A 24,796-nucleotide genomic window follows, 5' to 3' on the forward strand; every position below is an offset into this window, starting at 1 on the left:
AAGCGCTTAATGCGGTTCTGACTCAGCGTGGAGTGATGGATAACGTCTTCGGTCAGTCCCATCCCTAAGAACCAGCGATAGGCGACATTGACCTGGATTTCCTTAATGAGTCGTCGTTCACTGGGGATGCCAAACAAGTAGCCGAGAAACAGGATTTTGAACAGACGCACCGGGTCAACCGCCGGACGCCCGTTATCTTGGCAATACAAATGCGCTACCTTGTCGCGGATAAATTCAAAATCAATGGCTAGGTCAATCAGGCGAACCAAGTGGTCCTGCGGTACGAGCTGGTCAATGGCGACCATTTCTAGTTCATATTGTTGGGGGGTTTTGTCTCTAAGCATGGTGAATCCATGTTGTTCACTATGCTCATTAGATCAAAGGCCTGGATCTGCGTCCAGGCCTTTTTCAACAGTCTGAGGGACGCTTAGCGTCCCTTTCTGTCTCTGAATAAGCCAAATAAAGTCAGTATTGTCAGCCAAGCCCAATGCAGGGTGCCGGCCTTTCGTTCTGTCTTTGGCTCCTCAGCCGAACAATCCTCTGCCGTACCGCCCGGAATAGGCACCAGCTTCACTGCGACCACGGCATCTTCCATTACCTGATTGCCGGCATCGTCCAGTACCGGTTGACCGGTGATATCCAACTGTGGGCGATTGATGGTAGCGGTTGCCGCAATCTCACCATTATCATTAATCCCATTGGCCTGAACCAAGGTATAAGGCGTATCACAACTGACCAGATTGTTCAGATCCTGAAAACTAGCCTCATTATGATCATAAATAAAAGCATGACGACGACGCACAGTGTTTCCGATTACCGAATCTACTTCTCCATCACCTACGACCAGCCCATGATTGTTTATCGATCTGCCAACAGACGATGAGCCAGGGAAGAAATCATCGGGGAAAACCAAGGTTTGCTCATCAATGTCATAGACAAAGAATTTGGTGCGGGCGTAACCATTGACATACTTGCTGGCCTGGCCGGTGACGATATTCTGGTTGTTAACTGCAGTGGCTACACTGGCAAAGTACTCCTGGTCATCAATAAAGCCACTTACCTGCTCGTCTTTAAATACTGCGGCGAAGGTTACAATCTGATTTTCATTACCGCGATATCTGTGGCTGGAGTAACCAACTGCCACCGCATTATCGTTCACATCCAGCGCTGCACTGGTGTAGCTTCGGGTATCATCACCGGCCGGTTCAAAGAGCAATCCAAACGTATGAGTGTCCAGCACACTACCCTGCGCATCCAATTCCCATAGGGTGGCTCTTGTTTTAAAACTTTCAACAATACCACCAATATAGGAGTCAATTAACCCACTGATGCAAACCTCTTCGGGCCTATCCCCACGAGTTTCTTCATCTGCACAGGCCTCAACAGCAGCGGTCACATTCGCTCCAGGCTCGAGCGCACTTCGGCCTGCAACAATACGGTTGTCACTGATGCCATTAGCTTCAGAGTATCCACCGAGTTCGGTTGCAGCAGATGCTAAAGGCACAAAAATACCATCAATGTTGGCAAATCCACGTCTACCAAACTCTCGATAGACCATGGTCTGCTCGTCACCATCTTCATTGACATGCTCAATTTTTTTAAAGGGTGCGCTGGCAATACCCACCCTGTCACCATGCTGGTTCATCTTTTGCGTCTGTGTATCAACACTGCGGCTGAGATATCCCAGTTCCGTATCCACCACATCAAAGGCCACCTCTTCTTCCAGCTCGCTGCCGGCACTTATGTAACTGCGATAGCGACCGATCTTTTGAAAAAATGGGTTTGAAATATTGTTATTGGAGCGCAGATAATCAAAAAGACGCTGTAAGTCAGTGGCAGAAATATCCCCATCTTTAACCGCATCAGGATCTTCCAGCAGATCAAGCAATGCCTGATTGTTTTCTAAGTCCAGCAAGGATAAGTCTATTTTGGGATTAAATGCATCTTCCAGGGTATAAGCCACCTGGCCATCACCACTAATATCCTTGGCAAAACTGTATTGACCGGCCGTGGCACCTTCCAGCGTCATGATGCGATATTCAGCGGCGCCACTGTTGGCAGCCATCAGACAGAGGCTTAGGGCGGATAAGGAATATAGCCTTGTTCTTATCATTTGATTTCCTGTTTTACTACTCGGTCATGCTCTCCAGCTCATCCCATCTGGCGTAGGCCTTCTCCAGCTTGTGTTGAAGCTCGGCCAATCGGTCCAGGGATTGCCGGGTATATTGGGCATCCTGTTTGAAAAATTCCGGATCGTTTATCTCTGATTGCAAAGCCTCAACGCTAAGCTCCAGTGCTTCGATTTCGGCGGGCAATTGCTCCAGTTCCAACTGCAGCTTGTATGATAACTTTTTCGTTTTATTACCAGAAGACTTTGTACTCTGCCCTTCTGACTTGGGCGTTTGACTCTGCAACGTCTCAATAGTTTCTGGCGCTTTAGATTTTTGTGACGAGGTCTGTGCTTTCTCTTGTTGCTCATACCATCGGGCGATGTCACTGTATCCGCCGACAAATTCACGGATCTGACCATTTCCTTCAAAATACAGGCTGCTGGTCACCACATTATCGACAAATTCACGGTCGTGGCTAACCAGGATCACCGTGCCAGGATATTGCTCCAAGGTCTCTTCCAGTAACTCCAGGGTTTCCACATCCAAATCGTTGGTAGGCTCATCGAGGATCAACAAATTACTGGGCTTGATTAATAACTTGGCAAGCAACAAGCGGTTGCGCTCGCCACCAGACAGAGAGTGCACCGGCGCATTAACCCGATCGGGGGTAAACAAGTAGTCCTGCAGATAACTCATCACATGGCGGGTGCGGCCATTAACGGTAATTTCCTTTTTCCCATCGGCAAGCGCATCCATCACCGAGGCGTCAGGATTCAAAGCCAAACGATGCTGATCGAAATAGGCAAGTTCCAGATTCGTTCCCTGGCGCACGGTACCAGCATCTGGAGTGATGTGTCCGAGCAGCAAGCGGATCAGGGTCGTTTTGCCAGAACCATTGGCACCGATGAGCGCTAGCTTATCGCCACGCATTACCACGAGATCAAGATGCTGCACCAACGGTTTGCCAGCAATGCTATAGCTTAGATCTGTAGCTTCAAAAACCAGCTTACCCGAGGCCTGGCCATCGGCAAGATTGACTTTGGCAGTGCCCTGACGATTGCGCCGTTGCGCATGCTCCTGTCGCAAGGCCTTCAGTGCCCTTACCCGTCCTTCGTTGCGCGTACGCCTGGCCTTAATGCCCTGACGAATCCAAGTCTCTTCTTCGCTTAGCTTTTTATCAAAAAGCGCATTGTGAGCGGCTTCTACCTGCAAATCTTCTGCTTTCTTATGCAGATATTGGGCGTAATTGCCGGGATAGCTGGTCAGATTGCCACGATCAAGATCCAGAATACGGGTTGCCATATTGCGGATAAAGGCGCGGTCGTGGCTAACGAAGACGATGGTACCCTTGAATTCCAGCAGGATCTTTTCCAACCAGCGGATAGTCTGCACATCCAGATGGTTAGTTGGTTCATCCAGCAGCAAAATGTCAGGCTCGGTCACCAACGCCCGGGCCAGTGCCGCTTTACGCCGCCAACCGCCGGATAGCGCAGACAAGGGTTGTTCGGCATCCAGTTCTAATTGTGCCAACACCTGTTCGATACGCTGTTCAAAACGCCAGGCATCCTGATGTTCAAGCTCAGATTGCAGTTTCTCCAGGCGTGCCAGTTGTTGTTCACTGGGATCTTTGGCCACGGTCTGAATTTGCTGGTGATAGGCTTTTAATAACTCGCCTGCCTCGGATAGACCTTCGGCCACGAAATCAAACACCTTGCTGCTATCCTGCATAGGTGGGTCCTGAGCCAAACGGGCAATTCGCACGCTGGCATCCATAATACGTTGACCGTCATCCAGTTGCATTTCACCGGCAATCACACGAAGCAGAGTGGATTTTCCGCAGCCGTTGCGGCCGACCAAACACAGTCGCTCGTTGGGCTGGATAACCAGTTCTGCTTTATCCAGCAGATGATAAGTGCCAAAGGCTAATTGAGCGTTTTTTAATTGCAGCAAACTCAAGATAGAAACTCTTTCAATTGTGTTTCATTAAAGGGCCAGTTGAGCTCTCTGCCCTTTTCATCTCGAAGCACCGGAATGCTGGTGCGATATTTGGCATAAAGCGATTCGTCATCCACGATATCCAACTCGATGATGGTGTGCGTGGGCGCGCAGGCTTTTACCAAAGCCAAAGCATCTTCACAAAGGTGACAACCGAGGGTGCCGTATAGGGTCAGGGCTTCATTCATGAGTCAACACAAAACAGTGATGGATTTTCGGATTACGTTTGAAATCTTCCGGCAGGGTCTTGGCGGAAATATTTTCCACTTTAAGGCCCAGATCGGCAATACCAGCGTCATCCAACTTAAAAGAGCGCAAGTTATTAGAGAAGATAATCTTGCCGCCGGGTTTCAAGCACCGATTTGCATCGCTTAACAGGGCGATATGGTCGCGCTGCACATCCCAGGTATTTTCCATGCGCTTGGAATTGGAGAAGCTGGGTGGATCGATAAAGATCAGGTCGTATTTCTGCTGATGTTCACGCAGCCATTCCAGGCAGTCGGCTTGGATAAAACGGTATTGGTACAGGTTACTCAAACCGTTTAAGGTAAAATTACGCTTGGCCCATTCCAAGTAGGTACGGGACATATCCACCGTTGTTACTGAACGGGCACCACCGATAGCAGCATGCACCGACACCGAGCCTGTATAGGAGAACAGGTTAAGGACATCCAGCCCTTTACTGGAGCGTTGCACCATCTGGCGGGTGATACGATGATCCAAAAACAAGCCGGTATCCAGGTAATCCCAAAGGTTTACATAAAACCTCGCACCATTTTCCCTAACCTGAATAAACTCACCACGTTGTGCCATGCGCTCGTATTGGCCTTTACCTTTTTGCTGCTGGCGCACTTTCAGCACAATCTTGTCATGTACTACATTCAGCACTTGCGGCATCACAGACAGCGCATCCATCAAGCGCTTTTTGGCCTTGGCTTCGGGAATGTCTTTGGGTGGAGCATATTCCTGCACCACCACATAATCGCCATAGCGATCCAAAGCCAGGTTATATTCCGGTAAATCGGCGTCATAAAGACGGTAGCAGTCGGTATCTTGCTGCTTAAGCCAACCTTTTAAGCGCGCCAGATTCTTATTCAGGCGATTGGCAAAATCCTGGCCGGCCGGGGCACTGTCGCGGATTTCACAGTTCTTTTCGTCAAGAATGAAATTAACCAGCTGACAGGCCAAGGCACCATTCATTAATTGATATTCTTTGCCCGCCATCAGCTTGAGCTGTTTGAGCAGATCGCGATTACTGGTCAGTAGTGACAGATGCCAATTGGCAAAATGGCGTTTCAGATGCTCACCAAAACGGCTAAATAACGGCAACAGCGCCGTCAATTCACCTAAACGCTCACCATAGGGCGGATTGCTGACCAGATAACCCGGCGCACAATTAAGCTGCCAATCACAGGCATCGCCCTGGTTGAATTCGATTAAGTCAGCCACGCCGGCGGCATCGGCATTGTGTCTGGCGATATTGACCATCTTGGCGTCAATATCATTGGCAAAAATCGGAGCTTCGGGAGTTTTGATCGCGGCTTTAGCCGTTTCGACAAGCTGTTGCCAGAGACTTGGCTGATGTTTCTTCCAGCGGGAGAAGCCCCAGTTAGGACGCTTTAATCCCGGAGCCTGGTTAGAGGCCATCAGCGCCGCTTCAATGGCAATAGTGCCGGCACCGCACATGGGATCGGCCAAAGGTTTGTCCTTGTTTGCAGCCCAGCCACTTCGAATCAACATAGCAGCGGCGATATGCTCCTTTACCGGTGCTTCACCGGCCTTCGCCCGGTAGTGACGCTGATGCAGGCTTTGGCCGCTAAGATCGATGAATATCCCTACCCGATCGCGCCATAAACGACATTGAATACGAATATCAGGTAACTCTTTACTGACATCAGGGCGTTTTTCAAACAGCTCCATAAATTGGTCTACGACCGCATCTTTGACCTTTAAGGCCCCAAACTGACTGTTGTTGATGGCTTTACTGGTACCAATAAAATCCACCACAAAGCGCTGTTCGACGGAGAAATGGCTGGTCCAGTTGACCGATGATGCGAGGCTATAAAGCGCCTCCGCATCTTTTACTTCGCCCTCTGCCAGTTGCAGTAGTACGCGGTTGGCCAATCTCGACCAAAGACAAAGCCGATAGGCATCCTCCAGCTCGCCATCAAAGATCACCTGACCAGGTTTGGTTTTGAGAGATAAATGGGGACAAATACCAGCGATTTCCTGCGCCAGCAGATCATCCAAACCTTTGGAAGTGGTGATTACAAACGAATACATGGCGATGCCGCAAAATTTAAAGGCAGGGATTATAAGGGAAAAGCGTGATGTTGTGTGGATCTATTTCGCCGAAAACTGGCTTGGATAGTTCACGCCCGGCGGCGAAACTCGGTGGTTTGCACCGCACCTTGCAAGCAGTCACGCATGACTTTGATGGCTTCAAATTGCTTCAGGGATTTTCCTTCATCCAGAGGCAAGGATTCATCAAGTAGCATGCACAAACAGCTTTCGCCTTCTTGCAGCACCAGCACTTGTGCTGCGTGCAGATTGCTGGTCAGGGTCGCCACTCCGACTCCGCTCCCTGCCATGCCACGTTGAAAAAACCAACTTTTGGGCATCAAGGGCTTGTGAAAACGCAATAAAGCGCAGGCGTTTAAGGCCGCCTGGGTTTTGAAAGCTGCAGTGAATTGCACTTCGTCGTCCAGTAAAAATGCAGCTTGGGAGTAGTTCTGATGATCTTCCAGGTCAAAATCTTCGAATGCCATTGGCTGTCGTCCCAACTGTTTGGCACCATAAGCCGACAGAAAGACCATCTCATCAGATAGTTGCATCGCCAGGCAAGCTTGCTGCTGGTCAAAATACCAACGCCATTGACTATCGGGACGCAACATGGAGTGAACTTCCTTTTTTATTTTTATTATTCATCGACACCACGCTATCAGCATGTATCTCTTTTTATTAATATTTTTTTGAAATAGCGAATAAGGATCCAGAATCGATCCTTATAAGGCGCGTACGATCTCTTTTACCAGTCCTGGCCCCTGATAGATAAATGACGAGTAGATCTGCAGTAATGAGGCACCCGCTACCAGACGCGACTTAGCAGTCTCGGCTGAGTGAATACCGCCCACGCCGATAATGGGCATGGCGCCGCCTAATGCATGCTTCAAACGCACGACCACGTCTTGGCTCATTGTGGTCAATGGCTCACCGCTTAATCCACCGGCCTCTTCACCATGAGGCAAATCCTTCACGGCCTGACGGGACAGAGTGGTATTGGTGGCGATCACGCCATCCATCTTGGCCACGCTTAAAGAGCGGGCAATGCTGTCAATTTGTTGATCGTCCAGATCGGGCGCAATCTTCACCAACAGCGGTACATATTTCCCATGGTTGTCGGCCAAGCGACTTTGCGCACTTTTAAGACCTGCCAATAGTTTATCCAGCGCTTCACCATATTGCAGGTTACGAAGGCCCGGGGTATTGGGCGAGGAAATATTCACCGTGACATAGCTGGCATGCTCATAGACCTTGTTCAGACAATGCAGGTAATCATCCAGCGCCTGCTCGTCCGGCGTATCTTTATTTTTGCCAATGTTGATACCCAATACGCCGTTGTAGCTGGCCTCTTTAACCCGCTCTACCAGATAGTCCACACCTTTATTGTTAAAGCCCATGCGGTTGATAATGGCATTGGCCTGTGGCAGACGGAAGAGTCGCGGCTTATCGTTGCCCGCCTGGGGTCTTGGGGTCACCGTCCCGACCTCAATAAAGCCAAAGCCCATAGCAGCAAAGGCATCGATACATTCGGCGTTTTTATCCAGCCCCGCGGCCAATCCCAGAGGGTTGCGAAAGGTCAGTCCCCAAAGCTCTACCGGCTTATCGGGCACAGACTGCGAATAGGCCAGTTTAAGCGGAGTGTGCTGGCTATGTTTGAGGAATCCCATGCTGAGATCATGAGCTTTCTCTGCATCCTGGCAAAAAAGCAACGGGCGGATCAATGAGTACATGTAATTGGCTTCATTTTTGAACGTTAAGATTAAAAAGCCCCGGCTAGGCCGGGGCTTGAATTATAAAGGATTTTTTATCCTTGTGGCTATCAGGATGCAGTGCTGCAGTTAAGACTCAACAGCATCAGTTCTCGCAGGGCCACACTGAACTTGGCAAATTCGTGGCTACCACTGGTCTTAAACTCAGACATCATGTGGTTCCAACGCTCCAGCAGCAGTTGATGAGTTTCGACCCATTTGTCCAGCAATGCTTCGGCATCGGCGGCGGCAGGATCAAACTTCAGCAACACCGACGTCAGTGAGCGCTGCTGCCAATCCAGTTCTTCACGATAAGAAGCGCGAGCCAGGGCCTGCCAATGGTTGGCCACTTCCTGACGGTTGATCTGATCCAGGAACCAGTGCAACTGCAGCCTGTTGCCCAGCTTGTAGTAAAGACTGGCCACCAATGAGACTGACTTGTCTTCGTTGGTGCAGACCTGCGCCAGATCCAAACAAGAGAACATATTGCTGAGGCTGGCCACCTTGAAAGCAACGGCATCTGGCACACCGGCTTTGACCAGGGCCTGGGTTTTTTCATTAAGCTCGCTGTATTCTGAATCTACCAGGTAATGCTCCAGGTTCTTGGACAGATCATCCTTGGTAGCCTGATAGAATCCGATGGCTTCTTCGATGTCCATGGATTTCACACCATGACGCAGATACCAGCGGGCACTGCGACGCAGGGTACGACGCATATCATCCAGCATTTTCAGCTGCACATCGGCGCCAATCTTGTTGTCCAGCTGTTCAATTTCACGCCACAGGCTGTCCATATTGAAGATGCCTTTTACTACTGAATAGGCATTCACCACTTCAGAAATGCTGGCACCGGTCTCTTCCTGTAAACGATGGACAAAGTTCATGCCCATGTCATTCAGCATATTATTAGTCAGTTTGGTGGCAATGATTTCACCCTTAAGCGGGTGTTGCTTCATTTGCTCCTTAAACTTGTCCTGCAGCATCTTGGGGAAAGCGCTTACCAGCAACTTAGCGTGGTAAGGGTTGTCAGTCACCTCGGGGATATTCAGTTTTTCTTTCAGTACCATTTTGCCGTAGGCAAGAAGTACCGCCAGCTCTGGACGGGTTAGACCGCGGTCGTGAGCCTGACGCTCTGACATTTCATCATCGGAAGGAATAAATTCCAGTTCACGGTTTAAACGGCCTTCGCGCTCAAGCCCGTGGATAAAGCGAATTTGCTCTTTCAAACGTGAGCCGCTACCCATTTCTGAAATAGAGATGGACTGGGTCTGACGGTAACAGTCTTTGATCACGATCTGTGCCACATCATCGGTCATCTCATACAGCATCTGGTTACGCTGTTTCAGCGTCAGCTCGCCGTTTTGTACCAGCGTGTTAAGCAGGATCTTGATATTAACTTCGTTGTCTGAGCAATCCACACCGCCCACGTTGTCAATAAAGTCAGTATTAACACGACCACCGTTGGCGGCAAATTCCACACGGCCAAGCTGGGTACAACCCAGGTTACCACCTTCACCAATAATTTTGGCGGTAAGGTCACGACCGTTTACACGAAGATCATCATTGGCGCGATCACCCACGTCGGAATGAGATTCCTTGGCACTTTTCACATAAGTACCAATACCGCCGTTCCACAACAAGTCTACCGGCATCTTCAGGATGTTCTTGATCAACTCGCTGGGCGTCATGGTCAACTGTTTGGTGCCCAACCACTTCTTCATTTCCGGGGTAAGCTTAATGGCCTTTTCGCTTCGGGAGAAAATGCCGCCGCCTTTGGAAATCAGATCCTTGTTGTAATCGGCCCAGTTCAGGCTGGGATCCTTAAACAGACGCAAACGCTCTTGATAGCTGCTTGCTGCATCCGGATCAGGATCGAAGAAGATATGCATATGGTTAAAGGCGGCCACAAGACGGGTGTGCTCGGAAAGCAACATGCCGTTACCGAACACGTCACCGGCCATATCACCGATACCAACACAGGTAAAATCCGTAGTCTGGCAATCAATACCCATTTCACGGAAGTGGCGTTTTACCGACTCCCATCCACCGCGTGCGGTAATACCCATGCCTTTGTGGTCGTAGCCAACGCTACCGCCGGAGGCAAAGGCATCGCCCAACCAGAAGTTGTATTCGGCTGAGATACCATTGGCAATGTCCGAGAAAGTAGCGGTACCTTTGTCGGCGGCCACCACCAGATACGGATCATCTTCATCAAGGCGCACCACATCTACCGGTGGCACGATTTCACCCTGCACAATATTGTCGGTGATATCCAACAAAGCACGGATAAAGATGCGATAGCACTCCTGGCCTTCTTTGAGGATCGCGGCCCTGCCCCCTTGGGTCGGCAGATCTTTACAGACGAATCCGCCTTTGGCGCCAACCGGCACAATTACGGTATTCTTCACCTGCTGGGCTTTTACCAGGCCCAGTACTTCAGTACGGAAGTCTTCCTGACGATCGGACCAACGCAAACCACCACGGGCCACTTTACCACCGCGTAAATGCACACCTTCGATACGGGGTGAATACACGAAAATTTCAAACTTGGGCAGCGGCAACGGCATTTCCGGGATCAGTTCCGGCAATACTTTGAAGGAGATGTAGGACTTGTCATTACCCTGGGCATCCAACTGATAGAAGTTGGTACGCAAGGTCGCCATAATCAAATCAACATAGCGACGAATAATACGGTCATCATCGAGGTTAGAAACCTTATCCAGGCTCTCTTTAACCGCAGCCAGCAAAGTCTCTTCTTTCTTCTCGGAACGCTTGATCTTGGGATCGAAACGCTGCTCGAAAAGCTGTACCAACAAGATGGCGATATCCGGATAGTTATCCAGGGTCCTGGCAATGTAATCTTTACTGAAAGAACTACCGGTTTGGCGCATGTATTTGGCATAAGCGCGCAAAATGGTGACTTTACGTCCGGTCATGCCGGCACCAAGCACTAAGCGGTTAAAGGAATCGTCTTCCAGTTGCTTGTACCACACTTTAGAGAAGGCGTTTTGGAACAGCTCTTGTGCCTGCTCAAGACTCATGCGGTTGCTGGTCGCATGTAACATGGAGAAATCCATGATCCAATTAACACTGCCATCGCTGGTTTTGACCTGGAAAGGACTTTCGTCAATGACCCTCAGACCGAAATGCTCCAGCATTGGCAATACATCTGAAAGGTGAATAGGCTGATTGCGGTGGAACAGCTTAAGCTTCACCATTGGGCTGTCGGCCGCCTCTTCCTGTGGACGGTAGAACAGCATATCCAAGGTGTGGTTTTCGTCGAGGCTTTCCAGCTTTTCGATATCCACTACTGCCATGGTCGGCAGATTGTTATCTTTGTAGCTGTGGGTGAAGGCATTGTCGTACTTCTGATCCAGCTTCTTGCCTTTGGCTTCGCCATGGCTGGCCTTTAAAGAGGCACTCAGCTTGTCGTTCCAGCTCTTGGTAAGCTCGATAATATTCTTTTCAATGTCCTTCACGTTAATTTCCACGTTGTTATTTTTGACCCGGACCATGTAGTGGGTGCGTGCATAGACGGATTCGGAGAAGAAGGTAGTAAATTCCACATCCTGCTCGCTACCGAAAGACTTCTTCAATAGTTCTTGTGTCTCTTTCCGTAACTGCGTGTTGTAGCGCTCTCTTGGCACATAAACCATGCACGAGTAGAAGCGTCCAAACACATCCTTGCGCACAAACATGCGGGAAATGCCGCGTTCCTGCATCTGCAAAATGCCAAGCACGATTTTGCCAAGTTCTGCTTCCGTCGCCTGCAGCAGTTCGTCGCGTGGATAAGTTTCCAGAATATTCAGGAAAGCCTTGTAGGCATGGGTAGTTTTCTCAAACCCGGACTGCTCGATCAGGTTGTTAATCTTGTCCTTAATGACCGGCACTTCCAGTGCACTGGCATTGTAGAAAGCGGCAGAGTACAAACCGATAAAACGATGCTCTCCCACTACATTGCCCTTTTCATCAAACTCTTTGATGCCGATGTAATCCATATAGGCAGGACGATGTACGCGGGATTTGGAGTTGGTTTTAGTCAGAATCAATGGGTGTTGGCTCAAGGTTTCCTGACGCGCCGACAGCGGCAGACGGGATAACAAACGCTCACGATTGCTGACAGAATTTTTCATCAGACCGAGACTGGAATCATTGTCTGCAATCCAACGATGATCACCCTCGATGGCCTTCGCCTGGTAATGACGATACCCCATCAGGGTAAAGTTGTGATTTCGGATCCAGCGTAAGAAACTGTGCACCTGACCGCAGCTGTGGTCGTCCATCGGACAAGGTTTCTTGTCGTAATTGGCAATAATGTCATCCAGACGCTGCATCATAGGTTGCCAGTCAGACACGGCTAATGACACTTCGTCCAGCACTGAGTGCAGCTCTTTTTCAATCTGCGCCAATGCTTGCTTACTAGTTTGACGGTCAATTTCAATTAAAAAGACGGTCTGTTTTTGCTTATCTTGATTATCTTTGTCCTTAGAATCGTAGAAAGCTTCCAGTTTATGGGCTTTGTCACGCTGGATGGCTATAGGACTGTGGATCAGCAAGTGTGCGGTGATGCTCATGCGATTGATGGCCATGCGCACCGAATCCACCAAAAACGGCATATCTTTGGTAATGATCTCAATAATGGTATGAGATGACTGCCAACCGTGTTTACCCACCTCTGGGTTAAACACGCGGATAAAAGGCGCTTTACCGTCATAATGATGAAATTCATTCCAAAGGCTCAGCGTGGCGCCATACATATCGCTGTCAACCCGGCTTTCTAAGTCTTCACGACTGACATTCTTAAACAGGATCTTAGCGAATTGTTCGACCAGCTCGGCCTGGGACTTATCCACCTTCTTGTGAATAAGCTTGTATACGTTTTCGAGGATTACAGAGTGTTGACTATTGGCAACCGTCATTTTTTTACCTTGTAATAGGTTTTTTTGTAAGGGGAATGTTAGACAATGAACTGACTTGTATACAGTTTCCCAATATTTTCGCCGATAAGTCTGTGCTTTGAAAGGGGAAATTATCTAAGGCAAGGTAAGGTTTGGGTAACTATTCAGGCTAAGAAAATAACAATTTATCAACTTCTTTGATATGGCTTTTGTTAATCCAAAACAATCCATAAATGGATCAATTTTACTTCCTATATGAAATTGCAAAAGCCAATCCCTGCGCCACTTGCAGCCGCACTCAGCAATAAAAAAGCCGGTTGATATGGCCCTCTTTCTGACCTCGTCAACCGGCTGTATTCAGCATGAAAAAATATATTTATTCAGCGTTATTTTTGTTTGTACCAGAACACACTGGCCAATGCTGGTAAGACCACAATAGCCCCCAACATATTCACCACAAACATAAAGGTCAGCAAAATTCCCATGTCCATTTGGAACTTCAGACTGGAGAATACCCAGGTGCTTACACCGATGGCCAAAGTCACACCGGTGAAAAATACCGCACTGCCGCGCTCCTTAAGTGCATCAAAGTAGGCATCTCTAACTGCCATACCCGATTTCAGTTTCTGACTCATGGTGGACAAGATATAGATACCGTAGTCCACACCGATACCTACACCAAGGGCAATAACCGGTAAAGTCGATACCGTCAGTCCAATTTGAAGTTTGGTCATCAGCGCCTGCGCCAGAACAGAAACAACATACAGTGGTATCACGACGGCCAATGTCGCGCGAAGCGATTTGAAGCTGAGTAAGCAAAGCAGGATTACGGCACCAAACACATAAGCCATCATCGGACTTTGCGCTGCTTTAACGGCTTCGTTCGTCGCCGCCATTACCCCCACAGGGCCGGAGGCCAATTTGAATTGCAGCGATTCGGTTTCGTACTCTTGGCGATATTCTTTCACAGCATCCACCACCCTACTGATGGTCTCTGCTTTGTGATCTTCCATAAAGAGGATCACCGGCATTACCGAACAATCACCGTTAAGTAAGCCCGATGAGGTATCTACTCTGGAAATAGATTGCACCAATGACTGCTGGTTGCGAGGTAATACCCGCCACTTGGGATTTCCCTCGTTATAACCAGCGTTGATAAGCTTCGCCACCGAAGCAAGACTCACCGTTGATTGTACGCCTTTAACGTTTTCCATTTTCCACTGGAAGGTATCAATGGCATTCATTACATCATAAGAAGTACAGGCTTCCGGATTGGTTTCCACCAGTACCGAAACGTAGTCCACACTGATGGCATACTTATCGGTGATTAACGCAGTATCCATATTGTAGCGAGAGTCTTCGTGCAGTGCCGGCGCCCCCGCATGCAAATCCCCAATCTTCATTTGCTGCGATTGCTGCCAGCCCAATACAAACAGCACAGCCACACCAACCAAAATGGCAATGGCCGTCTTTCCCTGTCCGCATATAGAAATGGCATGCCAAATCTTATTAGAACGCTCTTCCTTATTGGCAAACCTGGCGATATAAGAATCCCCTAACTTGATGTAGGACATCAGCACAGGCAACAGCACCAGGTTGGTCAGGATAATAACGGCCACACCCATACTGGCGGTAATCGCCAGTTCGCGAATGATGCCGATATCAATAACCAACAACGTCATAAAACCAATGGTGTCTGACAGCAGGGCCACGCCCCCTGGGATCAGTAACATACGAAAGGCTTTCTTAGAGGCCTCCACCACGGTAAGGCCTGCTACCACCTCTTTTCCAACAGAGTTGATCATCTGCACGCCATGACTGACGCCAATGGCAAAGACCAAAAACGGCACCAGGATGGACATAGGATCCAAACCAAAGCCGAGCAATGTCAAAAGTCCCATCTGCCAAATCACCGCAACGATGGAACACAGCAGCGGCAGTAAGGTTAACATCATGGATTTGGAGAAGAAGTACACCATAACAGCGGTGATTGCGATGGCAATGGCGAAGAACAGCAGAACGTCTTTGGCGCCATCGGCCACATCTCCCACCATTTTGGAGAAGCCGATGATATGGATACTTATCTGGTCATCTTCAAATTTAGCGCGGATTTGCTCTTCCAAATCAGCGGCAAAAGCCAGGGTATCCAGTTTCTCGCCAGTTTCAGGATCAAACTCCAATAACTGGGCAGTAACCATGGCACATTTGAAATCATCCGACACCATGCGGCCCACAATGCCGGCTTTGGTGATGTTATCGGATACCAAATTTAAACCTTCCCGATCCGATGAGGAAAAATCAGCAGGTATAACCGGACCACCGGAGAAACCGTCTTCTACCACCTCGGTAAAGCGTGTTGAGGCACTGTACAGCGACTTAACCTGAGAGCGATCCACTCCAGGAATAAAGAACAGCTGATCGTGTACGTCTTTTAAACGGTTGAAGAAGGTTTCATTAAAAATGGTGCTGTTCTTATCGCATACGGACACCAAAATATTGTTAGCACCACCGAAATTCTTCTGATGCTTCATGTAATTAAGCATGTAAGGGTGGTTAAGCGGAATATTTTTGGTAAAAGCAGCATCCAGCTTTAGATGGGTTGCCTGAAACAGGAGAAACCCTGTCATCAGAGTGAAAAAAGCGATCATCCAGGCACGATGGCGAAAGATGACGAGTTCTAGAAAATCAATCAACCTGGTCATAATCTGCGTTCTACTTCTTAATTACCTTGATGCCCACTTCGGATACTGCCACGACCTGTCCATTGACGGTCAGCCCGGCAATTATCGCCTTTTCGTCGTCAGTATGAAGAAGCTCCGCTTCTTCTCCCAACCACAATAATCTTCCATTGTTGCCCACTACCAGGGTCTGACGATCATTGAAAGAAATGATGGAATTAAAGGAGGCTTTCATACCAGTTTCGATCTGTACCCAGCCATCATCCTCAAAATACTCGAAAAGGTGGCCTCTTAAACCAGCGGCCAATAAACGTCCAGTCAGAGTCCTTTTGATATCAAAGAAGGACCCGAAGTAATCCACATCCATGGCGTGCCATTGCTTGCCTTGGTCATCACTGTAGGCCAGCAATCCCGCCTCTCCGGCGAGATAAAGCCTGTCACCATCGGCAGATACACGGTTGAAATGGGGCAAAATGCCTGACAACTCTTGTTCGTAGAGTTCCGGATCTTCAGCGCGAAGCTCTTCCAAATAAGCGATATCGTCCTCTCCCAGAAGTTCGGGATGAGGCTCTACTACCCATTGCTCACCACCATTTTCGGTGCGATACAACAGGCCATATGCGCCTATGGCAATACCCTGTTGTTTATTGAAAAAATGGACATCTAGCAGCGGTTTCTCTAACTCTGGCGAGAAACTTTGTACTTGCCAGGTCTTTCCACTGTCCTGGCTGTGCAGGATGACGGCATCATGTCCCACCGCCCAGCTTTCTTCACCTACGGAGAAAACTGCAGTCAGGGTGGCTTGCGTCGGCACATGCACTTGTTGCCAAGACTGTCCGTCCTCTGAACGCAAAATATGCCCGCGCTCGCCAACGACCAAAAAATAGCCGAGATCGCTTTGACTGATGTCCAGCAACAGAGATTGCTCGGCTAAAGGTGCCATAAAGGCTTGGTGAAGGGGTTTGGAGTCAGTCTGGTTGTCATCTTGTGCAAGGCTTATTTGAGTCGCCATCGAGATGACCAGCGTCAGGGGAACTAAGATTTTTTTCATATTTTCTTTAGTATTGTTGCGTCTCAAAAACAAAAACGGTTGGCAGCGCCAACCGTTTTACTGCTGTTACCTCAGCCCTTCTCGCCTTAAGGCCTGGGGCGTGAACTCATCATCACTGATCTGTATGCGAAAATCATACATCTTCTGCTCGTTATCCAGACCCAGAGCCAGGTAACGACGAGAGTTCAAATCGTGGTAAACATCTAATGTTGACCAGTTAGTTGGTACGTCATAATAGTTGATGCAGTACGCAAGCGCCACGCGATACAACTCATTACGGTTATCGTACATATCAGCAACCATGATCTGCCAGCTATCTTCATCGATATAGAACACACGTTTCTGATAGATATGACGATATTCAGGCTTCAGATTCGCTTCCACCACCCATACACGGTGCTTCTCAAAGCGTGTCAGATCAGGGTTGATATGACCCGGCTTCAGAATGTCAGCGTATTTCACTGAGCTGCTGTGCAGGTCGTAGTTGTTATAAGCAACGTACATTTCCTGCTTACCTTTTAAGGTCCAGGTATAGCGGTCTGGCGCACCGTTAAACATATCGAAGTCATCGGTGGTACGCAGACCATCAGCCGCGGTGCCGGGGGCATCATAGGCGATGTTAGGGGCTTTACGCACACGGCGCTGACCAGTGTTATAGGTCCAGGCCTGACGGGGTTCACGTACCTGATCCATGGTTTCATGCACCAACAACGCTGTACCGGCCAAACGGGCTGGTTCAGTGATGCTCTGCTTAAACTTCATCAGAATGTTGTCTTGCAGCAGTTTCTCGGGTGTCGCATCTTTGTCTGAATACTTCACCAGCAAAACGTCATCAAAACCAATCACGTTGTAATCACCAGAGGCCGTAGGAGCCGCCTGGCCACCATAACGTTGAATGGTTTGACCACGATAGCGAAGGATATGGTTCCAAATTGCCTCCACACCGTTTTGCGGAATAGGGAAAGGCACACCGACGGCTGCATTACGAATACCGTTACCGCCTTCAACTAACTCCGCACGAGTCGCGTTGGCTTTGGTCGCATCGTAGACAAACTGAGGGTTTGATGCAGTACGACGGGTCTGGTAAACCGGCATCTTGAAGGTGTCAGGATAAGCATTGAATAACGCCTTTTGACCTGCGCTCAGTTGATCAGCGTACTGCGCCATGTTGGCCTTTGTAATTTCAAACAAAGGCTTGTCGTCAGGGAACGGATTAGGATGATGATCACCAGGCTTGTAACCGGCAGGTGGCGTAGTAATTCCGCCGGTATAGGCTGGAATACTACCATCAGCATTGGCTGCCATTTCACCACCAAGAGGGGTCAAATCCTTTCCTAACTTGGCCGCTTCGGCATCAGACACTTTGGCCTGAACAAAGGTCGCACTCACGGCAAGACTTAGCGCCGTAGCGACTAGGGCTAACTTCTTCATCTAATATGGCTCCCTAGATAGAATACTTGATGTTGAAAGACACGAAATCCCTATCGGACAACTGGTTTGTCGTCCCTACTCCGCCCCAGAAGGCGTTGTGGGAAATACTCATGGACCACTTGTTCAGGTAGTCAAAGTCAAATGAAACACTTGAGGATTTGCGATCTTCGACAAACAGCGCAATAGGATCTGGGGTAATACCGTCAACGTCGTGCGCGAAAGTGGCACGGATAGACAGGTTCACACCATTGAAAGCGTTGTTAAAGTCGGCCTTGGCCAACAAACGATAACCCCAGGCATCTTCCGTTGGGAAAGGGTTAGTTTCCGGACCGTTAGACAGACCAGTGTGTAAACCTTCTTTGCCTGGAATAGGACCAGAGCGGCTCGTACCAGGGCCGTTTAGGCGCAGGAAGTCTTCATCAGGCATATCATCGATGGTGACGTAACCCACTTCTGCTAAGAAGGTCAGGTTGTCAGTCCACAGTGCGGGGCCAAACAGATGGGTAACAGAGAACTGCACCTGCGTGTTATCACGTAAGATATAACCCTGCGCTGTACCACCAGGTTGAATAACACCTGCAGGCAAATTATTGAACTGGGAAATATTGGCCAAATCTGGACGCAGACCGGCGTTAGCCAGCTGTTGCGGCATCGCGGCATATAGCAGCTCAACGTCGTCAATCTGCAGTGGCTCATCCTGGCGATAGGCCACTTCACCGGCAAAGGCGGTCTCGCCAATGTTGGTGTTAAAGCTAAAGCCGTACAGTTTGATATCTTCTGGGTAAACAAACTCAGCTACCGTAAAGGCATCTAGTTCAAGGATATTGTCCCTGTCTATCTGGTTTTGCGCCAGGTAGGCCAAGTCTCCACCAATCGCTGCGGCAGTAAAGTTTGACGCACGACCAGAAATCAGCGGACGCTGGCTATGGTAATTAATAAAGTACAGACCGAATTCAGTATCGTTAATGGCCTCGGAGAAGTAAGAGAACTTCAACCCGTATTGGCCCTGATCGTCGGCCTCTTGGTGCGCTGCATCGCTATATCCGCGCACCGCCACTTTGGTGGGAAATGCCAGATAAGCAGAAGACAACAACGCTGGGTTCACCCCACCACGCAACTGATCACCAATCTGGTTGAGGCGCATCAACAGGAAGTCGAGGTCAATATCCGGGTTTCCTGAGAAGCCCAACTGGATATTGGCATCCTGGCCGCCTTCACCGGCAAAGTCAGTAGTGGCGAAGTAGCTGCCGTTTTGTGGCAGACGGGTCTTTTCCCATTCGTACTGATAATAGAATGCCATACCGAGGTTATCTGTCAGACCAATTTGGGCATACAGCATACCTACAGGTATAAAGACTTCCTTGAGTTCAGCACCAGGGGCCAATGCACGTGCAGCATCAGCAGGGTTAGTGGTATTGATACCATGCTGAATAAAGGTGCTTTCACCCCAACTTACCACCTGGTCACCTAAACGCAGGGACACCGGCATGCCGCCCATATCGAAATCGGTGTAGAAGAAGGCGTCCAGCATGCGGATGTCACGACAGAGTTCGTCCCTAGCCGCTTCATCCTTACATGGATCCAATGGTCTATCGAAACCAGCTTGGGCAGAAACCGGATTGGTCCAAGGACGTTCATTATCCATTAACTCGAAGTCATAGAAATACATGGCACGGCCGAAGAAGCCCATGTTCTTGTATTTAATGTCGAGATCGTGAGTACCTTTAAACTGTGTGGAGAATGCCTCACCGGCATCGAAGTTAAGGTTTCCGTTGTCGTTGTTGGTAGAGTAGGACTCGTTACTCTGCGCCCAAATATCTCCTGATGGATATACCAGGTTGGACGTGCCGTTATAACCGGTCCAGTCAAAACGCGGGTTGTTACTGTTGCCGATCAATTTCCAGTCACGGTTCTCAACCCTAATCGCCGTACCCAGAGAAAACTGAGAATCGAAGCTAATCGTCCAGTCTCCGGATTCGGATTCCCAATTTACCGCCTGTACGGGTAAAGCCGCACAGCCAAGCAATGCCGCTATGCCCGCGGCTAAGGGTGATTTGTTGAACATGCGAGGCCCATTCTTCATCTTTTTTATTCTCCCCTGTACCTGCAGTAGGATAAGTGTGCTGCAGACCTATATGCCCTGTACCCAGTTAAAACACTGGATAATTAACAAAATCATTACATCATTTGTGAACGTTGGCAAGAAGAAATCGTACCAGTTAAGTAGTTGTCATTCTTTCCTTTTTAGCCTTGACCAAATATAGACACTAGGCAATTTTTTCAAAACTTTTCATCTTATTGTTAACGTCTACCACCAGTCTGAAGCGGCCCTTTAAACCGTTGTGTCCGATAAAGCGCCGCAAGGTTGCAGCCGGAATTTGCACATTCTCTCCAGACTCTGCCTCAAGGACAGCAAACCGCACCCTGCCCTCATACAAGGGAATACACTGCTCATAGGGTTTATTTAAACTAAAGAAATATTGCTTCATCCGTTGCCAAGTGACTTGCCTACTTTTTCAAACAGATCCCGGCTTAATCCCGGCTGGTTCATCAGCCTTGCCAACTGCAAACGAATTTTTTCCCGACGTGCAACATCAAGATGCTGATTCTGAATCAGCGGCGTCACTAATCGGGAGGCCACTTGCGGGTTGATAGGATCAAGCTTCAGCAGATAGTCGGTCAAGTACCGGTAACCACTACCATCGGCTTGGTGAAATGCCAGTGCATTGAAAAAGGCAAAAGTCCCCATTACTGCCCTTACCCGGTTAGGGTTACCGATATCATAAAGTTGATGGGCTTTGAGCAAATCCAGTCGTGACAGACAATCCTTGGTTTGAAAACCGGCATGCAAAGCAAACCACTTATCCATCACCAGATTGTCATGCTGCCATTTTTGTTCAAAATCCTGCATTAAATCTGCAAATAGGGGTAAACCCGCCTTTTGTGCCGCCTTAAGCGCGGCCAGACAATCGGTCATATTGTCAGATTGCGCATACACTTGGTTGACCAAATTATTCTGTTCGCCTGATGCAGCCAGATACAAAAGGCACTGACTACGCAAACGGCGCAAGTTGACTTGACCCGACTCATATTCATAAGGCCCCAGTTTGATTTGTTCAAACAATGCATACCATTGCTCTTGCAAATCCATGGCAAGGGCTTGCTTCACCTTGTTGGCGGCTGCTAATAAAGTATCTACATCAACACTCTCGACTTGTTGGCACAATGTCTCAAAGCTGGGTATGTCCAGCATCTCTGCCACTAATGCGGAGTTGTCTTTGGCTTGAGGCAATATCTCTGCGGCCATTTCAGTCAGAAAACTACAATGATGCCGTTCATTTTGCTGGTCGGCTCCGGAAGCAATATGATGTATAGCCTGACTAATGAGGGTTTGGGCACTGTCCCAGCGTACGAAAGGATCCTTGCCGTACATCGCAACGTCTCTGAGCTGCTCGCGACTGCATTCATGCTTGAGCTTTACCGGTGCAGAAAAGTTAGCCAACAGGGCAATACTTGGCGCTTTGCTCAGTCCTTCAAAGGTAAATTGTTGATGCCCTTGGGTAAGCGCTACTTGCCGGGTGATGACTTCATCAGGTCCCTGAATCAGCTCCAAGGCGATCGGGATATGCAATGGTTGTTTGTGCTTCTGATCGGCGGTCGGCAATGTCTTCTGATAAATATCCAGTTGCAGGGACTGCTGTTTCTCATCGTACTTTTCTTTTACTTCTACAATGGGTGTCCCTGACTGACTGTACCAGCGGCGAAACAGGGAAAGATCGACCCCATTGGCATCTTGCATTGCTTTAACAAAGTCGTCACAGGTTACAGCTTGTCCGTCATGACGCTGCACATACAGACCCATCCCCTTCCGATAGCCTGCTTCGCCTAAAATCGTATGCAGCATACGAATAACTTCAGCCCCTTTGTCATAGACGGTTACCGAGTAGAAATTATTCATCTCCATCACTTCTTCAGGACGGATGGGATGTGACATAGGCCCCGCATCCTCGGCAAATTGCTGCTCACGCATCACTTTGACCTGCTTAATGCGAACCATCACAGACGAGGACATATCAGTGCTGAATTGTTGATCGCGAAATACGGTCAGGCCTTCTTTAAGACTAAGCTGGAACCAATCACGGCAGGTGATCCGATTCCCGGTCCAGTTATGGAAGTATTCATGGGCAATGATGGATTCGATGTTGAAGTAGTCATCATCGGTAGCACTTGCCGGATCGGCGAGGACATATTTACTGTTGAAGATGTTGAGGCCCTTATTTTCCATGGCCCCCATGTTGAAGAAGTCGACCGCGACAATCATATAGATATCGAGATCATATTCCAGGCCATAGCGTTGTTCATCCCAGGCCATGGCTTTTTTAAGCGAGGTCATTGCGTGCTGTCCACGCCCGGCACGGCCTTTGTCGACAAAAAGCTGCAACTTTACCCGGCGACCGCTTTGTGTAGTGAAGCTATCCTCCACAAGGTCGAAATCACCTGCAACCAAAGCAAACAGGTAACTAGGCTTAACAAAAGGATCTTCCCAAAGCGCAAAGTGAAGTCCCTTATCCAGTTCACCTTGCTCTACCAGATTGCCATTGGATAGCAGATAAGGATAACGGGCTTTATCGGCGATAATCTTCACCCTGTACTTTGTCATCACATCTGGTCGGTCTAAAAAGTAGGTAATACGCCGAAAACCATGGGCCTCGCACTGGGTACAAAATGCACCGCCTGATTTATATAAACCGTCTAGAGATGTGTTACCGGCAGGATCGATGCGGGTATGGACTTCCAGTTCAAAGTGCTTGGGCACATTGTCCAGGGTCATGCTGGAAGAATTCTGTTGGTCTGGCCTGACTGCCTCGCCGTCTAGCCAGAGGCCTTCCAACAAAAGCTTCTCACCATCCAGGATCAAGGAACAGTCTTGTTCGCTGACCCGTTCAAATTGGCTCCTGGCTTTGACCAACGTGCTGTGGTCCTGCAGATGAAATTCCAGTTCAAGCTTATTGATACGAAAAGCAGGTGGACAGTAATCAGCAAGCTTCAAGGCTTTAGTGGCTTCGTTGGACATGACACTCTCAATAATATAAAGGCGGGACAAGCCCGCCAATTTAACTCAATGATCTATGGATCACGCCTTGGTTTGTTCCGGCACGGGTATGCGTAATATCTTGATTCCAGCATAAGCATAAATGATTGCCAATACCGGGTTTATCAAGTTAAAGAATGCAAACATGGCATAATCAAGTGGGTTGACCAACAGCACGCTGTGCATATAAGCACCACAGGTATTCCAGGGGATCAAAGGTGATGTAATAGTGCCGCCGTCTTCCAGGCTACGGGAAAGATTCAACTGATGAAGACCGCGTTTGGCAAACTCTTCCTTGTACATACGCCCAGGCATCACAATCGACATATATTGGTCGGCGGTGATCAGATTGGTGCCAAATGCCGTCAGGATGGTGCGAGTGGCCATACCACCCGCGCTTTTGGCACCTTTAAGTACAAAGGCCACCGCTCGTTTGAGCAATCCCGTTTTTTCTAACACTGCACCAAAAGACAACGCACACATAATCAGCCAAATGGTGTTTAACATGCTGGACATGCCGCCACCGCTTAGCAAATCGTCCAAATCCGGGTTGCCCGTATTGAGTTTTACGCCATCAAACAAAGCCGTCCATACCACAGTGACAGGCTTCAACCATCCCTGCATGCCCTCTGCAGCCAATTGACCGATTAGGTCAGGTTGAAAAATCACTGCCCAAATACCCCCTAAGAGCGCACCAATAGACACCGCAGGGAAAGCTGGCACTTTGCGGATTGCCATGGTGAGCAATACCACCAAAGGCACCAGCATCATTAAACCTAAATTAAATTGCAGCTCCAACTGTGCCTGCATGGCTTTAATCTTATCCAACGACGCTTCACCAGAGGCGTTAAAACCAATAATAAGAAAGAGCACTAGTGCAATCAGGAAACTAGGGATGGTGGTCCAAAGCATATAACGGATATGTTCGAACAATTCCGTTCCAGCTACTGCCGGTGCGAGGTTGGTGGTTTCTGAAAGGGGAGAAATCTTGTCACCAAAATAGGCGCCGGATACGATCGCGCCCGCCGTTACGGCTTCAGACATGCCCATGCCATTAGCCACACCAATTAAAGCCACACCCACTGTCGCCGCAGTGGTCCAGGAACTACCGATGCTCATAGCCACGATGGCACATATCAGGCAACTAGCCGCATAAAAGACCGACGGATTAAGCAACTCCAGTCCGTAGTAGATAAGACTCGGTACCGTGCCGGATAATAACCAGGTACCGATAAGGGCCCCGACAGCCAGTAAGATCATGATGGCGCCAAGGGACAGGGAAATACCGTGGACAATGCCTTCCTCGATATCCTTCCAACGAAATCCGTTTTTCAAACCAATAATAGCGGCAATGCCCATGGATAAGAGCAAGGCAATCTGATTAGGCCCGTAAGAGGAATTGTCCGAGAACAGGATCACCGAAGAGGACAACAGAACCACTAATACCGCAATGGGGATAAAAGCGTCCAATAAGCTGGGTTCACGGGTTTGAGACATCAACACTCTCCA

At 48.9% G+C, this 24,796-nt stretch carries 15 protein-coding genes; all 15 read right to left on the bottom strand.

Annotated features, from left to right (window positions below):
* A partial coding sequence (locus P2G88_RS04575) for a transposase (RefSeq protein ID WP_275794528.1) occupies positions 1-344 on the bottom strand: 344 nt, incomplete at its 3' end.
* Between the two features lie 83 nt (positions 345-427).
* Positions 428-2,113, bottom strand: a complete 1,686-nt coding sequence (locus P2G88_RS04580; protein ID WP_275794529.1) for a DUF3466 family protein — start codon at positions 2,111-2,113, stop codon at positions 428-430.
* A gap of 16 nt (positions 2,114-2,129) precedes the next feature.
* Positions 2,130-4,067 carry an ABC transporter ATP-binding protein gene (locus tag P2G88_RS04585; RefSeq protein WP_275794530.1) on the bottom strand — a complete coding sequence of 646 codons (1,938 nt, stop codon included), beginning with the start codon at positions 4,065-4,067 and terminating at the stop codon, positions 2,130-2,132.
* On the bottom strand, positions 4,064-4,294 hold the full coding sequence (locus tag P2G88_RS04590) for a glutaredoxin family protein (RefSeq protein ID WP_275794531.1): 231 nt from the start codon (positions 4,292-4,294) through the stop codon (positions 4,064-4,066). The genes P2G88_RS04585 and P2G88_RS04590 overlap by 4 nt, the downstream gene beginning before the upstream one ends.
* Complete coding sequence (gene rlmKL, locus P2G88_RS04595) at positions 4,287-6,389, bottom strand: bifunctional 23S rRNA (guanine(2069)-N(7))-methyltransferase RlmK/23S rRNA (guanine(2445)-N(2))-methyltransferase RlmL (RefSeq protein ID WP_275794532.1); 2,103 nt, start codon at positions 6,387-6,389, stop codon at positions 4,287-4,289. The genes P2G88_RS04590 and rlmKL overlap by 8 nt, the downstream gene beginning before the upstream one ends.
* An 89-nt stretch (positions 6,390-6,478) precedes the next feature.
* A complete protein-coding gene (locus P2G88_RS04600) occupies positions 6,479-7,000 on the bottom strand; it encodes a cell division protein ZapC domain-containing protein (protein WP_275794533.1) in 522 nt (173 codons plus the stop codon).
* A 111-nt stretch (positions 7,001-7,111) separates the two neighbouring features.
* Positions 7,112-8,119: a quinone-dependent dihydroorotate dehydrogenase gene (locus P2G88_RS04605; RefSeq protein ID WP_275794534.1), complete on the bottom strand. Its 1,008-nt coding sequence runs from the start codon at positions 8,117-8,119 to the stop codon at positions 7,112-7,114.
* Positions 8,120-8,208: 89 nt separating this feature from the next.
* The gene (locus tag P2G88_RS04610; protein ID WP_275794535.1) at positions 8,209-13,056 is read right to left on the bottom strand and encodes an NAD-glutamate dehydrogenase; all 4,848 of its coding nucleotides are present in this window, start codon (positions 13,054-13,056) and stop codon (positions 8,209-8,211) included.
* 365 nt (positions 13,057-13,421) lie between these two features.
* A complete protein-coding gene (locus P2G88_RS04615) occupies positions 13,422-15,737 on the bottom strand; it encodes an MMPL family transporter (RefSeq protein WP_275794536.1) in 2,316 nt (771 codons plus the stop codon).
* A 10-nt stretch (positions 15,738-15,747) separates the two neighbouring features.
* Entirely contained in the window at positions 15,748-16,764 is a 1,017-nt protein-coding gene (locus tag P2G88_RS04620; RefSeq protein ID WP_275794537.1) for a YCF48-related protein, read from the bottom strand.
* Positions 16,765-16,830: 66 nt separating this feature from the next.
* Positions 16,831-18,195, bottom strand: a complete 1,365-nt coding sequence (locus tag P2G88_RS04625; RefSeq protein WP_275794538.1) for a DUF1329 domain-containing protein — start codon at positions 18,193-18,195, stop codon at positions 16,831-16,833.
* Positions 18,196-18,208: 13 nt separating this feature from the next.
* Positions 18,209-20,278 (bottom strand): DUF1302 domain-containing protein, encoded by a 2,070-nt coding sequence (locus tag P2G88_RS04630; RefSeq protein WP_275794540.1) that lies wholly within the window; start codon positions 20,276-20,278, stop codon positions 18,209-18,211.
* 184 nt (positions 20,279-20,462) lie between these two features.
* Positions 20,463-20,684, bottom strand: a complete 222-nt coding sequence (locus tag P2G88_RS04635; RefSeq protein WP_275794541.1) for a DUF2835 family protein — start codon at positions 20,682-20,684, stop codon at positions 20,463-20,465.
* Positions 20,681-23,269: an aminopeptidase N gene (gene pepN / locus P2G88_RS04640; protein WP_275794543.1), complete on the bottom strand. Its 2,589-nt coding sequence runs from the start codon at positions 23,267-23,269 to the stop codon at positions 20,681-20,683. The genes P2G88_RS04635 and pepN overlap by 4 nt, the downstream gene beginning before the upstream one ends.
* Positions 23,270-23,329: 60 nt before the next feature.
* The gene (nhaC, locus tag P2G88_RS04645) at positions 23,330-24,784 is read right to left on the bottom strand and encodes a Na+/H+ antiporter NhaC (protein WP_275794545.1); all 1,455 of its coding nucleotides are present in this window, start codon (positions 24,782-24,784) and stop codon (positions 23,330-23,332) included.
* Between the last annotated feature and the right edge of the window lie 12 nt (positions 24,785-24,796).

The sequence above is a fragment of the Aliiglaciecola sp. CAU 1673 genome (assembly GCF_029223185.1).
In the GTDB taxonomy this organism is placed as follows: domain Bacteria; phylum Pseudomonadota; class Gammaproteobacteria; order Enterobacterales; family Alteromonadaceae; genus Bowmanella.

What these genes read in the sequence shown, in the direction of transcription:
- P2G88_RS04620 (WP_275794537.1), bottom strand. Translation starts at nt 16,764, where the DNA reads ATGAAAAAAATCTTAGTTCCCCTGACGCTGGTCATCTCGATGGCGACT.
- rlmKL (WP_275794532.1), bottom strand. Translation starts at nt 6,389, where the DNA reads ATGTATTCGTTTGTAATCACCACTTCCAAAGGTTTGGATGATCTGCTG.
- P2G88_RS04615 (WP_275794536.1), bottom strand. Translation starts at nt 15,737, where the DNA reads ATGACCAGGTTGATTGATTTTCTAGAACTCGTCATCTTTCGCCATCGT.
- P2G88_RS04590 (WP_275794531.1), bottom strand. Translation starts at nt 4,294, where the DNA reads ATGAATGAAGCCCTGACCCTATACGGCACCCTCGGTTGTCACCTTTGT.
- P2G88_RS04580 (WP_275794529.1), bottom strand. Translation starts at nt 2,113, where the DNA reads ATGATAAGAACAAGGCTATATTCCTTATCCGCCCTAAGCCTCTGTCTG.
- P2G88_RS04625 (WP_275794538.1), bottom strand. Translation starts at nt 18,195, where the DNA reads ATGAAGAAGTTAGCCCTAGTCGCTACGGCGCTAAGTCTTGCCGTGAGT.
- pepN (WP_275794543.1), bottom strand. Translation starts at nt 23,269, where the DNA reads ATGTCCAACGAAGCCACTAAAGCCTTGAAGCTTGCTGATTACTGTCCA.
- P2G88_RS04635 (WP_275794541.1), bottom strand. Translation starts at nt 20,684, where the DNA reads ATGAAGCAATATTTCTTTAGTTTAAATAAACCCTATGAGCAGTGTATT.
- P2G88_RS04605 (WP_275794534.1), bottom strand. Translation starts at nt 8,119, where the DNA reads ATGTACTCATTGATCCGCCCGTTGCTTTTTTGCCAGGATGCAGAGAAA.
- P2G88_RS04630 (WP_275794540.1), bottom strand. Translation starts at nt 20,278, where the DNA reads ATGAAGAATGGGCCTCGCATGTTCAACAAATCACCCTTAGCCGCGGGC.
- P2G88_RS04600 (WP_275794533.1), bottom strand. Translation starts at nt 7,000, where the DNA reads ATGTTGCGTCCCGATAGTCAATGGCGTTGGTATTTTGACCAGCAGCAA.
- nhaC (WP_275794545.1), bottom strand. Translation starts at nt 24,784, where the DNA reads ATGTCTCAAACCCGTGAACCCAGCTTATTGGACGCTTTTATCCCCATT.
- P2G88_RS04610 (WP_275794535.1), bottom strand. Translation starts at nt 13,056, where the DNA reads ATGACGGTTGCCAATAGTCAACACTCTGTAATCCTCGAAAACGTATAC.